Raw genomic sequence first — 15612 nt, 5'->3', positions numbered from 1 at the left:
GCCGTGATGGGGATCGAGGCGATCGGGGAAGGGTGAGGGGTCGACGTCGAGCACGTCGAGTTCGACCACGCGGCCCTCGCGCGTCAGATGGGCGAGCGAATCCTTGAGCGCGCCGACAGCGCCGGCGCCGACGCGCGGGGCCACCGGCGGGGCGGGCGGCTGTGCCGCGCCGGCCTGCGACGCGGCCTCGGACTTCGGGCCCTGCCCGCCGAGGAGATCCCCTAGAAGCTTGTTGCGGGAACTGGCCTTCATGCGCGCCTCCCGAAGGCGGATCCAATCGTCCATGCCTCACCCCTCTCGCTGGGCGCGAGCCTAACCCCGGGGGAGGGGAGGGGGGACAAGTGACGGGCGCGGCGAGGACGGGAGACGATCATTTCGCCCCTCCAGCGCGGCCCCAGCCGGCCTTCATCAGGTCGAAGACCTCGGCATTGACGGCGTCGACGGATTCAAGCGCGCGGGCCAGCGTGTCGCGACCGATGGAGGATTTCTCCATTTCGTAGAGGCTCTTGCGCTCGATGCCGGCATTGGCGATGGCGGTGGTTTCGACCACCGGATGCTTCAGCACCGCGTCGGCGAACAGCGAGCGCAACAGCGCCACCACATGCAGCTGCGGATGATCGTTGGGATCGTGGCGCGTCAGCACGAATTTCAGGAAATCATGGTCGAGCCGGCCGCCGGCATCGCGCACCACGGCCATGAGATCGCCGGCCATCAGCAGGAACTGGCTCATGGAGGCCACGTCCAGCATGGCCGGATGCACGGTGACCAGCACGCCGGTGGCGGCGAAGAGGGCGCCGAGGGTGAGGAAGCCCAGCTGCGGCGGGCAGTCCATCACCACCACGTCATAGCGGTCTTCCACATCGCCCAGCGCCCGGGCGATGCGCTCGAAGAACAGCGTGGCGGCGCCGTCGCGGGCGGCAAGCGCGCGCGGCGTATCATGCTCGAACTCGGCAAGCTCCAGATTGGCGGGGACGAGATCGATACCGTCGAAATAGGTGGGGCGGATCACCTCGGCGAGCGGCCGCCGCTCGGCATCATAGCGCACGGCGGCGTAGAGCGTCTCGTTGGGGCCGACGTCGAACTCGGGCTGGATGCCGAACATGGAGGTGAGCGAGGCCTGCGGGTCGAGGTCGATGGCCAGCACGCGCAAGCCCTGCAGCGCCAGAAAATGGGTGAGATGCACCGAGGTGGTGGTCTTGCCCGAGCCGCCCTTGAAGTTGGAAATGGCGATGGCCTGCAGCTTGTCACCCGGTCGGCGACGCGGCAGAATATCGAGGCTTTCCAAAGGGTTGCTGCGCTTTGCCGCGAAATGGGCGCGCAGCGCGTTGATCTGGTCGAGCGTGAAGGCGCGCCGGCCGTTGGGCAGGCGTTGCGGTTCGGGCCCAACCCCGCTCAAATCAAGGGTACGGATGGACGATTCGGACAGGCCGAGCAGCTGGGCGACTTCCAGCGTGGTGAAGCGGCGCAGGGTCTTGCGCGCCTCGGGCGGATAGAGCGCCGCGCGAATGGCCGTGAGCCGCGACGACAGCGCCTGCGCATAGCGGATCACCCGCTCGGGCGTATCCTCGAGAACCACGGTCTCCACGGCAGTCGTCACGTTCATCCCCCATCCGGTGGTCCGGGCGTCACTGACGGTTTTTTTCGCCAATGCCGCTTCTTTCCATCAATGGATGATGAGCGCCGATTCCCGCCGCTTGTCCAGCTTTTTTTCGTTAACAGCGCCTTAACGACGGGCGCAAGGACCGGCTGAAATGTCACGCTTTTGTCGCCCTCAGGCCCGGTGAGGACGGCGGAAATGTCGCCCTTTGGCCGCACCGCCCATCCACAGCCTGTTTGCCCCGACCGGCGGGGAGGGGACGCCCCGGCGCGACCCGGTTTTTGACGCTTGCCGAACCTTGGAAGCGCGACACGGTGGGTGGGCCCATTCACAAGTGTGTTACCGCACCCCTCCCACAATCTGAAGCAGGCCATCATCGCTAGACTTCGGTTACCATGGGGCGAAAATGCTGGGCCTCGCAAGCAAATCTCAGCATTGTTGCTGTAGGCGTGACGTCGCAAATCCTGCCCCCTCCGTTCGACGGCGACAGCGTGGTGGAGCCCAAGATGAGCGACGCAGACCTGACCGACATCCCCCTTCCGCACGACAGCCCGCGAGAGCCCGATCCGGCGCCGATCGCCGGCGAGAAGGCGATTGCGCTGGTGGTCGATCTCGACGGCACGCTGCTGCGCTCCGACCTGCTGGTGGAATCGGGCACGGCCTGGATCGTGGCCGAGCCCAAGAGGCTTTTCGGCCTGCCGGCGCTTCTCAAATCCGGCAAGGCGGCGCTGAAGGCGGCAATCGCGGCGCAAACCGCCATCGACGTCAGCCTGCTGCCCTATGACGAGACGGTGCTTGCCGCCATGGCGGCGGCGCGGGCGGAGGGGCGACGCGTCTACATCGCCTCCGCCAGCAACGCGCGCTATGTGGCGGCGGTCGCCGCTCATGTGGGCGTCGACGGCTGGTTTGCCTCCGACGCCACCACCAATCTCGCCGCAGACGCCAAGGCGCAGCGGCTGGTGGAGGCCTTCGGCCACAAGGGCTTCGACTATATCGGCAATGACAACGCCGACCTGCCGGTCTGGGCCGTCAGCCGCCGCTCGCTGGCGGTGCGGCCGTCGGAGGCGACGCGCGCCAAGCTGATGGCGATCGATCCATCGGCACAGGTGCTGGTGGCCGCCGACGCCCAGCCCTGGCGGGCCTGGATCAAGCTCGTCAGGCCGCATCAATGGGCCAAGAATGTGCTGGTTTTCGTGCCGCTGGCGACCGCGCATCACTTCGACCTCGCGTCGATTGTCGCCTGTCTGTTTGCCTGGCTCGCCTTCTCGCTGGCCGCTTCGTCCATCTACATCGTCAACGACCTCGTGGACATCCGTGCCGATCGCGAGCACCCCAGCAAGCGGCGGCGGCCGCTGGCGGCCGGCACCGTGCCGATCCTGCGAGCGCCGCTGGTGGCGGCGGGACTGATGCTGACGGGGCTGGGGATCGGCGCGCTGATCTCCTGGTCGCTCGCCGGCCTGCTTGTCGGCTATCTCGTCCTCACCACCGCCTATTCCTTCAGCCTCAAGCGCAAGATGCTGGTGGACGTGGTGGCGCTCGCCTCGCTCTATACGCTGCGCGTTCTCGCCGGTGCGGCGGCCATCGGCGTGCCGGCGTCGGAATGGCTGCTGGCCTTTTCCATGTTCGTCTTCACCGCGCTGGCCCTGATCAAGCGCTATGTGGAGCTGACCGCGCGCATCGACGCCGACCTGCCCGAGGCGACAAACCGCAACTATCTCAAATCCGACCTCAGCGTGGTGGCGGCGCTGACGGCGGCCTCCGGCTTCAATGCGGTCACCGTCTTTGCGCTCTACATTTCCTCCGACGCCGTGCGCCTGCTCTATCCGCATCCGGGCTTTTTGTGGCTGGTCTGCCCCATCCTGATGTATTGGATCGGCCGCATGGTGATCATGGCCCAGCGCCGCTATATCGACGACGATCCGGTGCTGTTTGCGCTGCATGACCGCAACAGCCAGATCGCCTTCGTGCTGATCGCGCTGCTGCTTGTGATCGCGGGGGTGAAATGGTGACGCCCGGCGGAGCGGCGAGAGAGGCCGCGGCACACTCCTCATTGAGCCGGCTTACAATCGCCGCGCCATTCATCGTCGCCGCCCTCGGCGCGCTGCTGCTGGTGCTGCTGCGCGGCGCCGTTCCCTTCCCGCTGGTGAGCGACAACGCCTATTTCCTGCCGGCCAGCTGGTGGATGGCCGAGACCGGACAGCTGGCCAATCCCTGGCTGCAACCGGGCTTCAATGAGGCGCTGAACTGGCACGGTTTCCTGCAGCCCTGGCTGGTGGGCGGCCTCTCGGGTCTCCTAGGCGGCGGCTGGACGGGGACCTATGGCGCGATCAATCTCCTGGCGGCGCTGACCGTGCTGAGCGTGGCGCTGGCAGCCCGCGGCCTCGGCCTGTCGCCGCTCCGCGCCGCCGCCCTGGTGCTGGTGGCGATCGCGCTGATGCTCGACGCCAGATCGCGGCCGGAAGTGCTGGCAACGGCGCAAGACGTGGGGCTGGTCTGGCTTGCGGCCGGGCTCGCCCGGCGCTTTCCGCAAGGGCTCTGGCACGGCGCCGGCATCGGCGCGCTGATGGCGGCACTGGCGGCGACCCATCCGGCGGTCGCGGTGTTTTCCGGCTTTGCCGTTGCCGCCTTCCTGGCCGTGGAGGTGCTGCGCAGGCGGCCGTCGCCTGGATCGCTTGCTGCACTGGCGCTCGCCATGATCGCCGGCTTTGTGCTTGTGGCGGCGCTGCTGCTTGCTGCCGTATTCGGCCCCGCGCCCCTCACCTGGCTCACGGGGCTTGCGGACGCGGCCCGCATCACGCTGGCGCGCACCGACGCCCAAGGGCTGCTGCGCTATTTTCTCGCCAATCGCTTCCTGCCGGGCTTCGGCCTCCTCGCCCTGCCGCTCGTCGCAGCTGCCTGGTCGGCGAGCCTGCCGCCGCGATTCACACATTGGCGCTGGCTGCGTGTGGCGCTCGCCCTGGCCATCGGCCTTGCGGGCGGCTTCCTCCTCTACCGGCAGGCCCTGCGCATCCCCGCGACCTATTACAATTTCACCGGCGTGCTGGTGGCTCTCGGCCTGATGGCGGCGCTGCGAGCGCACGGCCGCTGGCGCTGGCCGGTGGACGCGGCGCTGATGACGCTCGGCCTTGCGGCGCTCGCCGGCATCGGCCTGTGGTCGGCGCAGGCGCTGGCAGAGCGGCCGCTGATCGCCCCGTCCCGGCTGCAGCTGGCCCAGGCGGTTGCCTCGGATCACGCGGCCAGGCGGCGGATCTGCGCCGACGCGGCGGTGCTGGCCGCCCTCGACGATCCGGAGCTCGCCCGCTCGGTTCACCTGTCGCTGCGTCTTGCCCAAGCGCCCGGCGCGCCCGATCCGGCGCTGTGCGACGTCCACTATCAGCTGCAGGCCTCCGGCGGTTCGGCGGCGACGCCGGTGACCGGCTTCCTTGCGGCGGACGCGGCGGAGCAGGTAAGCCCCTTCGCCCGGCTCGGCCTGCGGCCCTCGCATTTCGGCTTCACCCGCTGGCTGCCGCAGCCTGCCCCCTCAGCCGCCCAACCCGGAGACCAACCGTGAGACTTGCCGATATCCTGCTCGTGATCCTCAGCGTCGGCCTGTCGTCGACCTCGCAGATCATTCTCAAACGCGGCATGACCGGCACGGCGGTGCAGGAGGCGATGAGCAGCGGGCGGGCCAGCGACATCGCCTGGACCATCGGCACCGCGCCGCTGGTCTGGACGGGGCTGTTCTGCTTCGGGCTCAGCGCCGTGGTGTGGCTGTTCGTGCTGTCGCGCATTCCGCTGTCGCAGGCCTATCCCTTCGTCTCGCTCGGCATCCTCGTCACCGTGGCGGCGGGCTTTTTCGTCTTCAACGAGCCGGTGGGCTGGCAGGGCGTGCTGGGCGTCGGCCTGATCGTGGCGGGCGTCTGTCTGGTGGGTCTGCGCGCGGCGTGAGACCGAGTGTCATTGAAAATGACCTCGGCATTCCTGTTTCGATTTTCTCATGCCCTTGATGCAGATGAGAAATTCGAAACATCTTCAATGAGCCCATGCGTCAGCATCTTGGGCGAATTGGTATGCGGCTTCACACCGGCGCTTGCCGCTCCGGGGGAGGCACGCGGGTGGGCGAGGTCTCGAACTGGATGAACAGCAGCAGCGTCAACAGCCCGATCTCCGTCGATTTGGTGGCAAAGGAGGTTGCCGAAGCGGCGATGACCGCATAGGCGGCCAGCGGCGGCAGGGCGCGACGACCAAATCGCCGCACGAATTCATAGAGATAGGCGCCGACCCCGAGAAACAGGAGGCCGGCCACGAGGCCGCCATAGGTGGCGATGGAACCGATCACGGCGCTTTCGATGGCGATGGCCAGACCGAGTTTGAGCTGGGTGTCGTGGATGATCTCGCGGTTGGGCGCGATCAGCACCTCCGACAGCGGCAGCTCGCGGAACACCGAGAGCATGGCAAGGCGGGTGTTGGCGCTGCCGCTGTCGTCGACGAAGCGGCCGAGGAACTTGTCGAAGAATCCGGCGTCGAGGGCATAGGGCAGGATGATGGCCGACGCCGTCAGCACGACCACCGCAGCGATGCCGGCCTCCAGGCTGAAGCGGCGGCCCATGAGCAGCGCGGCGAAATAGCGCCCGCCGACCAGCGCCAGCACCAGGCCGGTGAGGACGGTGCTGGTGCGGCCGCCGAAGCAGACCATGGCGCCGAAGTGGAAGGCGATCAGGAAGAGCCGCAGCGACGGCCGGGCCGGGCCGCCCTGCATGGCGAGCGTGATGATGTACAGACCGGTCATCATGGCGTTGACCAGCGGATGGCCGAGCAGGGCGCGGCCGCGCCAGTCATAGGTCGCCAGCTGCCCGTTCTCATACATGGGCACGAAGTGGAAATGGCCGGCCACCTCGGCATAGCCGATCAGGCTGTTGAGGAAGAAGAACAGCTGCAGCACGAAGCCCAGCATGCGGAATTCTTCCGGTTTGAGCCGCTGCAACCCGGCAAACAGCGCGACCGCCAGCAGGAAATTGTCGATCACCGCCGAAAGCGGCGACTTCTGCACTACCAGCGCCTGAAACAGCACCACGCCGATGACCAGCACGAACACCAGACAGCCCGGACTCTCCCGCCAGCTGCGGTGGAAGAAGCGCGCCGGCCCGCCGTCGGCGAGGATCCAGAACAGCAGCGAGAGCACGGAGAGATAGCTGGCCGGATGGATCTTCAGGAGCGCACTGCCATCGGGGGAGCTGTAGGGCACGCCGATGGCGTCCAGCGTCAGCGACGACAGCAGCAGCAGCGCCGCCAGGGTCAGATAGGTGAGCGCAACCGCCGCCGGTCGGCAGTGCAGGATGACACCAACTCCCTGGGCCCGCAGCCGCAAGCCCAAGGGCGACAACGGAAAGCTTGAAGACATCCGGATTGCGACCTTGCCTGAGTGCCTCAGGGATAGCCCATCAATGCCTAACCGGCAGTTAACCCTCTATAAACCAATGGGTTAGGGGAGGCGTGCGAAGGGCGATGCACACGACACGACACAATCAGGGAACCAGCGAGCAACCAGCAGGGCAACATCGGCACCTTGCCGCCGGCGACGACATGAAAGCAGCCAAATCATTGTTATTGCTAAACAATATATCGCTTGTCATGGTCTGCGAAGGCGGGCCATCCACGCAGTCATTGCAAAAATGTCCGAAGGTCCTTGCCTGCAGTTGGAAAGATGCTAACCCCATCGACGCAGTGCAGTTCATGACCACAGCGCCACATATTGCCGTCTACATCTTTGTTTTGACTGCGTGGATGGTACGCCTTCGCGTACCATGACAAGCTGGGGCAGATTTTGATTGCAAGGACATGTGTATAACTGTCGTGCAGTGTGCGGAATACCAAGTGTCATCTTTAATGACACTTGGTATTGGAAACTTACCCCAGCCGTTCCTTGACGAGGCGCGTCACGGCGGGGAAGTCGGTCTTGCCCGAGCCGAGCAGCGGCAGGGCGTCGACCACCAGGATCTCCGAGGGCATCATCAGCTCGGTGGCGCCGCGCATGCGGGCAAAGCCCTGGAAGTCCTCGCGCGTGGCGCCCTTCACGTCGGTGACGAGCACGATGCGCTCGCCCTTGCGGGCGTCGGGCAGGCTGGCGCAGGCCACATTGGCGCCCGGCCAGCAATCGCCGGCGATGGCCTCGATGGCGGCGAGCGACACCATCTCGCCGCCGATCTTGGCAAAGCGCTTGGCGCGGCCGCGAATGGCGACGAAGCCGTCGGCGTCGATCTCGACGATGTCGCCGGTGTCGTGCCAGCCATCAACAGGCACTTCCAGCACGCCGGGATTTTCGGCGCGCAGATAGCCGGCCATCACATTGGGGCCGCGCACCATGAGGCGTCCGCCGCTCTCGAGGCCCGGCATGGGCTCGAGCCGGGTCTCGAGGCCGGGCATCAGGCGGCCGACGGTGCCGGCGCGGTTGTACATCGGCGTGTTGAGCGCCAGCACCGGCGCCGTTTCGGTGACGCCGTAGCCTTCGAGGATGCGCAGGCCGAATTTTTCCATATAGGCGCGGCGGGTGGCCTCCTTGACGGCCTCGGCACCGGCGACGATCAGGCGCACCGAGCGGAAATCGTAAGGATGGGCCATGCGGGCATAGCCGGACAGGAAGGTGTCGGTGCCGAACAGCACGGTGGCATTGGTCTGGTAGACGAGCTCCGGAATGATGCGGTAGTGCAGCGGGGTGGGGTAGAGATAAACCGGCACGCCCGAGACCAGCGGCAGCATCAGCCCCGAAGACAGGCCGAGCGAGTGGAAGATCGGCAGGGCGTTGAACACCCGGTCGGTGCGCGAAAAGTCAATTCGGGCAGAGACTTGCGCCACATTGGTGAGGATGTTGCGGTGGGTGAGCACCACGCCCTTGGGCGTGCCCTCCGAGCCGGAGGTGAACAGGATGGCGGCGCGATCCTCGGCCGTGCCGGACACGCGCGGGCGGTGCCAGTTGAGGAGCGCGTCCAGCTTGTCGAGCCCGGTGACGGCGGCGCGCAGGTCTTCAAGATAGAGCACCTCCACCTTGTCGGTCAGCGCGGCGATGATCGGTTCGAGCCGCCCCTTCTCGACGAACAAGCGCGAGGTGACGAAGAGCTTCACTTCCGCGGCCTTGCAGGCGGCGAGGATGTTGGCTGGCCCCGCTGTGAAGTTGATCATGGCGGGCACGCGCCCGGCCGACTGCAGGCCGAGGAAGGCGACGGCGCCGCCGACGGCGTTGGGCACCATCAGGGCCACCGCGTCGCCGGCCTTGCTGCGCCGGGCCAGCTTGCCGCCGATGATGCGCGCGCCCATCATCAGGCGCTTGTAGCTGAGCGGGCCGGCGACCGGATCGGCCAGCGCCTGGCGCGACGGACCATGCTGGCGGGCCGCCGCTTCCAGCGCCCCGAACAGGGTGAGATCGGTCACCGTGGTGCGATACATCATGTCGCTCATGATGGAATAGAGCGCGTTGCCGGCGGCCTGGCGGCGGAACTTGCCGCGCAGGTGGTCGGGCACGCTGAGCGTCACCGGTTCGAGGATCTGCACGGTAACCTTGGGGAACCAGCGGCGCTTCACCTGCATGGAATTGAGCCGGCTGAATACCGTCGATTCCAGACCAGAAAGGCGCACCGGAATGATGGGCGCGCCGGACTTTTCGGCGATCAGGCCGACGCCGTCATAGACCTTCATCAGCGTGCCGGTGACGGTGAGGCGCCCCTCGGGGAAGATCACCAGCGTCTCGCCGGACTTGACCGCCGCGATCAGCGCGCGGGTGGCCAGCGGTCGCGTCGGATCGAGCGGCAGGGCGCGGGTGAAGCGCAGGAAGGGCTTCACCCACCAGGCCTGGGCGATGGTGTGATCGATGGCGAAGACCGGGTCGCGGTCGGTCAGCGCGATGGCGACGACGGCGTCGAGGAAGCTCGTGTGGTTGAGCGCGAGAATGGCGCTCGGGCCGGCCTTGGCGACATTGGCCGCGCCGATGATCTCCAGGCGGAAGACGGCGCGCAGCAGGATGGAGATGAAGTCGCGCAGGGGATTGGAGGGCATGACGCGGAAGATCCACACGGCCGCGCCGAGCGAGAAGATGCCGAGGCCGACGAGGATCTCATGCACCGTCGCGCCGAGCGCCTGGGTGGCGGCCACCGTGCCGGCGCCGGCCACCATGAACACGGCGGTCAGCGCGTTGATGGCGCCGACGACGCGGGCGCGGCGATCGGCGGGCGCCCAATGCTGGGCGGCGGCAAAGGCCGGCACGATGAAGATGCCGCCGGCAATGGCCAGACCCGACAGGTCGATGGCGGCATGGATGGCGCCAGGATGGGCGAAGAATTCGCCGAGCGTGGCAGCGGCCGGCGCCGGGGCGAGGCCTGTGAGCGTCCAGGCAAGATCGAGGGCGAAGAGGCCGATCAGCACGGTGGCGAGGGGCACCGGCAGCAGCACGATGCGCCCGGCCGACAGCCAGGAGCCGATGGCCGAGCCGACGCCGATCGACACGGCGAACACCGTGAGATAGGCGGAAATGGCGTTCTCCATGCCGCCGAGGATCGACTTGGTGAAGGTGGGCATCAGCGCCAGCGCCACGACGCCGATCATCCAGAACAGCGACACCATCACGCCGGTGCGCCACAGCCGCGTGTCGGCCCACAGTTCGCCGGTCAGGTGCAGGGTGGAGCGGAAGACGTTGCGGTCGACCGCCGTGTCGGGCGCGGCGGCGCCGGTCTTCGGGATGAACAGGGCGGAGATCCAGCTCAGGAGCGCCAGCGTCATCATGGCGGCGCTGAAGACGATCGGCCCGCTCGCCGACGAGGTGACGAAGCCGCCGGCGAAAGTGCCGAGCAGGATGGCGATGAAGGTGGCGCCCTCCACCAGCGCGTTGCCGCGGGCGAGTTCGTTTTCCTTCAGATGATCGGGCAGGATGCCGTATTTCACCGGCCCGAACAGCGCGGAGATGACGCCAAAGCCCATCAGCGCGCCCATCAGCACGGGGATCGAGTGGATGAGGAAGCCGATGACGGCGACGCCGGCAATGGCGATCTCCACGAGTTTGAGCCGCTGGGCCACCACCGCCTTGTCCAGCCGGTCGGCCATCTGTCCGCCGAGACCAGACAGCAGGATGAAGGGCACCATCAGGATGGCGCTGGCGATGGTGACGAGCGACTCGCCCCCCGCCCCGGCCATCTGGAACAGGATGGTGAACACCAGCGCGTTCTTGAGGAAATTGTCGTTGAAGGCGGAAAAGAACTGAACCAGGAACAGCGGACCGAAGCGCCGCTTGAGAAGAAGCGAATGCGACATGAAATGACCTCGGTGAACGGACGGGGCGTGGAACTTACTCCACACCACCGGGGGTTAAGGTTCGGATCAGGCGGGCCGGCAGGCTGCAAACAGGGTTGCTGAGGGGTTTACGGGAGGGGAGGGGTCTCGGGTTGGCTCTGGCGCCTTTCCGGGGAGGGAAGAGAATGATCGCAGCGTCGCACACCCCTCTCCCTGTCCCTCCCCCGCAAGGGGGGAGGGGACTCGGGTTGGACCGGAGAGCGAGCCTTCCGGACGGTGTAGTGGCGCGAACGAGGCGATCGGCTTGCCGGCTTCACGAGACAGTCCCGTCATCGTCCCCTCCCCCCTTGTGGGGGAGGGACAGGGAGAGGGGTAAGCCCCTGAAAACATGAAGCTGTCTCCTGTTCCAGATGGGGGCCTGACCGGCGAGGGAGAGTTGGAGAGGGGGTAAGCAACAGGAACCATTGAGCTTCTGCCCTTTCGCTCAGGTACTTTTCCGGGGAGGGGAGAGAGTGATCGCAGCGTCGCACACCCCTCTCCCTGTCCCTCCCCCACAAGGGGGGAGGGGACTCGGGTTGGACTGGAGAGCGAGCCTTCCGGACGGGGTAGCGGCGTGAACGAGGCAATTGATCCGCCAGTTTCACAAGACAGGCCCGTCACCGTCCCCTCCCCCCTTGTGGGGGAGGGACAGGGAGAGGGGTAAGCCCCTGAAAGCATGAAGCTGTCTCCTGTTCCAGATGGGCGCCTGACCGGCGAGGGTGAGGCGGATCGTGACGGGGTACCCCCCTCTCCAAATCTCCCCCTTGAGGGGGAGAGAGTGCCGCGAGTGTCCGCCTTTCCATCCTTGACCCATCCGAAGAACCAGGCCTCAAGCCGAAGCGAGGCGATCTCTCCAGTCAGACGCCCCCCTCGGTCCCCTTGCGCTGGGAAGCCTCGTCGTTGTCGCGCAGGGTCTTCGACAGGGTGACCGTGCTCTGGACCAGCATGACGATGCCCATGGCGAAGTAGCCGCGCACCCACCAGTCGAGCGGCAGGAACAGGATGCCGGCCGAGACCATGGCGGCGGCGGCGGTGAAGGCGGCGTAGGAGAAGTTCACCCAGGCGGTGCTGTGGGGCTGGCGGGGAGCAGACATGATCCATCCTTTCGCTCGCGCATCGACCCAACCGGATGGTACGGCCCGCAAGGGCCAGTGCGATTGGACACGTCGCGGCACAAACAAGAAAATCGAGTGCACGGAATTCCGTTCAAGGTGAGGCCCCTGACTGATCCAGTGCACCGGCGGCGCAACAGCGGCAACAGCCTCGGTGCAGTGCGCATTCGGACTGTCGCAGCGCGGCGTTGCGTGCTATGAACATCGTTCATGAGATGGATATAGCATCGGCATGAACGATGTTCAAGGCATTTTTTGAACGCCGTTCACATGAGGCGCGGAGATGATGGAAGCAAGGCACACGAGCACCAGCGAACGGCGGCAGGCGCAGCTTGACGCGCTGGTGGATGCCGCCGAGCGGCGCATTGCGACAGGCGGGATCAAGGCGCTGAAGGCGCGGGACCTGGCGGCGGAGATCGGCATCGCGCTCGGCGGGCTCTACAATCTGGTGCCCGACCTCGACGAACTCGCGCTGCGCGTCTCCTCGCGCACGCTGAACCGGCTCGGCGAGGCGTTGACGGCGACGGCCGATCGGTGGCCGCTCGCCACGCCCGACGATGCGGTGAACCGGCTGGTGGCGATCGCGCAGGCCTATCTGGCCTTTGCCCGCGGCAATCTGAGCCTGTGGCGCACGCTGTTCGAACTGCGCCTGGCCGGCGACGCCGTGCTGCCCGAATGGGCCGCCAACGACCAGCTGCGCCTCTTCCACCACATCGCCGAGCCTCTGGCCGTGCTGCTGCCGCAGCAGACCGAGGCAGGCCGGGGGCTGACGGCCCGCACGCTGTTTGCCGCCGTGCACGGCATCGTGGTGATCGGCCTCGAAGACCGCCTGATCGCCGTTCCGCCGCAGGCCCTCAACGCCCAGATCGAATGGCTGGTGCGGGCCACCTGCCGCGGCTTTTCTACTTGAAGATGCAGATCAAAGCGAACTAGCGTTAGGCTACACCGACTTTTCACGCTGTTTCGCAAGCGCTTCCGGCGCTTTCGTCGGCGCGGCCGTTTGAACGTTGCTTCATTTAAAACTACCTTAACCTGCAATATGTATGGGGAACTTTACTAAGTTCATTGCGCCATGGAGATGGATGTGGCCCAGATTCTGTCGACCGGTTCCTCGCAGGCGCACACGGAGACGCTTGCCTTTTTCCACATCGATCCGGCGACCCGCGATCTGCTGCGGACCAACAAGCCGCTGATCCTGTCGCTGCTGCCCATCGCGCTCGACGGCTTCTATGCCCATGTGGGCAAGTTCCCGGCCACGCGAAAATTCTTCGCCACCCAGCAGCACATGGATCATGCCAAGGCGATGCAGCTCAAGCATTGGGGCGTGATCACGGACGGCCGGTTCGACGCCGACTATGTCGCCTCCGTCACCCGCATCGGCGAGGTGCACAACAAGATCGGCCTGGAGCCGACCTGGTACATCGGCGGCTACAACGATCTTCTGGCCCGCATGGGCGACCTGATCGCCACCCGGCCCGGGCGCCCGCGCTTCGGCCGTGGCCGCGCCGACGACGCCGCGCTCGTCAAGGCGCTGACCCAGGCCGTGATGCTCGACATGAACTTCGCCGTCTCCGTCTATCTTGAGGCCGGCCGCCGCGAGCGGCGCGAGACGCTGGAAACGCTCGCCGGCCTGTTCGAAGGCTCTGTGGGAACGATCACCGGCGAGGTGGCGTCTTCCATGACCGGCGTCGGCACGGCGGCAGCCGAACTGCGCGAGACGACCACGAGGGCGTCGGACCGCACCGTCAGCCTGACGCAGGGCGCCGGGATTGCATCGTCCAACGTCCAGACCGTGGCCGCCGCCACCGAGGAGCTGTCGAGCTCGATCCGCGAGATCGCCCGTCAGGCCAGCGAGGCCTCGACGGTGGCCAGCGACGCCTCCGCCGTGGTGGAGCGCACCTCCTCGCAGATCGGCGCCCTGTCGGCCGCCGCCCAGCGCATCGGCGACGTGGTGGAGCTGATCAACAACATCGCCGGCCAGACCAATCTGCTGGCGCTGAACGCCACCATCGAGGCCGCCCGCGCCGGCGAAGCGGGCAAGGGCTTCGCCGTGGTGGCCGCCGAGGTCAAGCAGCTCGCCAACCAGACGGGCCAGGCCACCTCCACCATCGCCCAGCAGATCGGCGACATCCAGGCGTCCACCCGCGAGTCCGTCGCGGCGGTGGAACAGATCGCCTCGGTGATCGGCAATCTCAACGGCATCGCCGCCGCCATCGCCTCGGCGGTGGAAGAGCAGGGCGCGGCCACCTCGGAGATCTCGCTGAACATCCAGCGCGCCGCCGCCGGCGTCGGCGCCTTTGCCAACGACATCATCGACGTCGCCCGCGCCAACGACCGCTCCTCCGGCGCCGCCGCGAGCCTGGACAAGTCCTCGGCAACACTCAACGGCGCCTGCAGCCGGCTGCACGGCGAGGTGGACCGCTTCCTGAAGGCACTGCGGCAGGCGTAAGGGGGCGGGGGGCTAGTGTAGCTTCTGGCCCGTGCGTGCGACTGGAAGGTTGTTCACCCCTCTCTCCAACTCTCCCCCGCAAGGGGGGAGAGAGTGCCGATTGGTTCCGGCGGGAGCTGGATTGGGGGCGGGGCGGGCGGTGCCCCGACTTCGAAAGCTCGCATCCCCCTTCCCACCTCGTCCCCTCCCCCCTTGCGGGGGAGGGACAGGGAGAGGGGTTTGCAACAGTTCGATAGGTCGGGACTTTTGCGGCAAAGCCAGAATAGCTGGCGCCCCGCGCTTAAGGTTGCACACCCCTCTCTCCAACTCTCCCCCACAAGGGGGAGAGGGTGCCGATTGGTTCCGGCGGTAACTGGAGGGTGGGGCGGACTGTGCCCCGACTTCGAAAGCTCGCATCCCCCTTCCCACCTCGTCCCCTCCCCCCTTGCGGGGGAGGGACAGGGAGAGGGGTTTGCGACAGTTCGATCGGGCGAGCGGTCGGGACTATTGCGGCAAAACCAGAAAAGCAGGCGCCCCGCGCTTAAGGTTGCACACCCCTCTCTCCAACTCTCCCCCACAAGGGGGGAGAGGGGTTTGCAACCGAAAACATGAAGCTGTCTCTTGTTCCAGATGGGTGCCCGACCGGCGAGGAAGCAGCGGATCGGACGGGGTACCCCCCTCTCCAACTCTCCCCCTCAAGGGGGGAGAGAGTGCCGCGAGTGTCCGGTGCAAGCTGGACAATGGTCCGCAAGCTGGGCATCGGGGCGACGAGCTGGACCAGGAGGTGGGCATCGGCGCGAGAAGGTTCTGGCCGGCAACACCGTCCTGCTCTCTCCCCCCTTGAGGGGGAGAGGGTGCCGATTGGTTCCGGCGGGAACTGGAGGGTGGGGCGGAAAGTGCCCCGACTTCGAAGGCTCGCATCCCCCTTCCCACCTCATCCCCTCCCCCCTTGTGGGGGAGGGACAGGGAGAGGGGTTTGCGACAGTTCGATCGGGCGAACGGTCGGGACTTTTGCGGCAAAACCAGAAGAGCAGGCGCCCCGTGTTTATGGTTGCTCACCCCTCTCTCCAACTCTCCCCCGCAAGGGGGGAGAGAGTGCGGCTTGGTTCCGGCGGGGGCTGGAGGGTGGGGCGGACAGTGCCCCGACTTCGAAGGCTCGCATCCCCCTTCCCACCTCGTCCCCT

General features: G+C 66.7%; 9 protein-coding genes and 1 pseudogene. 5 read left to right on the top strand and 5 right to left on the bottom strand.

Annotated features, from left to right (window positions below; genetic code table 11):
• Positions 1-252: pseudogene (locus tag L2I41_RS21090) on the bottom strand (hypothetical protein); the annotation flags it as partial.
• 118 nt (positions 253-370) lie between these two features.
• Positions 371-1603: a plasmid partitioning protein RepA gene (gene repA / locus L2I41_RS21085; RefSeq protein ID WP_237155600.1), complete on the bottom strand. Its 1233-nt coding sequence runs from the start codon at positions 1601-1603 to the stop codon at positions 371-373.
• 500 nt (positions 1604-2103) lie between these two features.
• Here repA and L2I41_RS21080 point away from each other — a divergent pair, with 500 nt between their 5' ends.
• Genes L2I41_RS21080 through L2I41_RS21070 form a run of 3 tightly spaced genes read left to right on the top strand, consistent with a single transcriptional unit; the run spans position 2104 to position 5524 of the window.
• Positions 2104-3606, top strand: coding sequence for a UbiA family prenyltransferase (locus L2I41_RS21080; RefSeq protein WP_237155599.1), 1503 nt, complete (start codon positions 2104-2106; stop codon positions 3604-3606).
• A 41-nt stretch (positions 3607-3647) separates the two neighbouring features.
• Positions 3648-5147: a hypothetical protein gene (locus tag L2I41_RS21075; protein WP_237155598.1), complete on the top strand. Its 1500-nt coding sequence runs from the start codon at positions 3648-3650 to the stop codon at positions 5145-5147.
• Positions 5144-5524, top strand: a complete 381-nt coding sequence (locus L2I41_RS21070; RefSeq protein ID WP_237155597.1) for an SMR family transporter — start codon at positions 5144-5146, stop codon at positions 5522-5524. Before L2I41_RS21075 ends, L2I41_RS21070 begins: the two co-directional genes overlap by 4 nt.
• A 130-nt stretch (positions 5525-5654) precedes the next feature.
• Here L2I41_RS21070 and L2I41_RS21065 read toward each other — a convergent pair whose 3' ends face one another.
• The 3 genes from L2I41_RS21065 to L2I41_RS21055 form a co-directional block, all read right to left on the bottom strand.
• Positions 5655-6977 (bottom strand): VpsF family polysaccharide biosynthesis protein, encoded by a 1323-nt coding sequence (locus L2I41_RS21065; protein WP_237155596.1) that lies wholly within the window; start codon positions 6975-6977, stop codon positions 5655-5657.
• 506 nt (positions 6978-7483) lie between these two features.
• Positions 7484-10870: an acyl-[ACP]--phospholipid O-acyltransferase gene (locus L2I41_RS21060; protein ID WP_237155595.1), complete on the bottom strand. Its 3387-nt coding sequence runs from the start codon at positions 10868-10870 to the stop codon at positions 7484-7486.
• Positions 10871-11745: 875 nt separating this feature from the next.
• A complete protein-coding gene (locus L2I41_RS21055; RefSeq protein WP_237155594.1) occupies positions 11746-11982 on the bottom strand; it encodes a YiaA/YiaB family inner membrane protein in 237 nt (78 codons plus the stop codon).
• Positions 11983-12283: 301 nt separating this feature from the next.
• On the opposite strand from L2I41_RS21055, the gene L2I41_RS21050 reads away from it, so the two are divergent.
• On the top strand, positions 12284-12910 hold the full coding sequence (locus L2I41_RS21050) for a TetR/AcrR family transcriptional regulator (RefSeq protein WP_237155593.1): 627 nt from the start codon (positions 12284-12286) through the stop codon (positions 12908-12910).
• 174 nt (positions 12911-13084) lie between these two features.
• Positions 13085-14449, top strand: a complete 1365-nt coding sequence (locus L2I41_RS21045) for a globin-coupled sensor protein (RefSeq protein ID WP_237155592.1) — start codon at positions 13085-13087, stop codon at positions 14447-14449.
• The last annotated feature ends 1163 nt before the right edge of the window (positions 14450-15612 follow it).

It is taken from the genome of Oryzibacter oryziterrae, from assembly GCF_021864535.1.
Classification (GTDB): Bacteria; Pseudomonadota; Alphaproteobacteria; order Rhizobiales; family Pleomorphomonadaceae; genus Pleomorphomonas; species Pleomorphomonas oryziterrae.
This window is presented reverse-complemented; position numbering and strand designations above follow the sequence as displayed.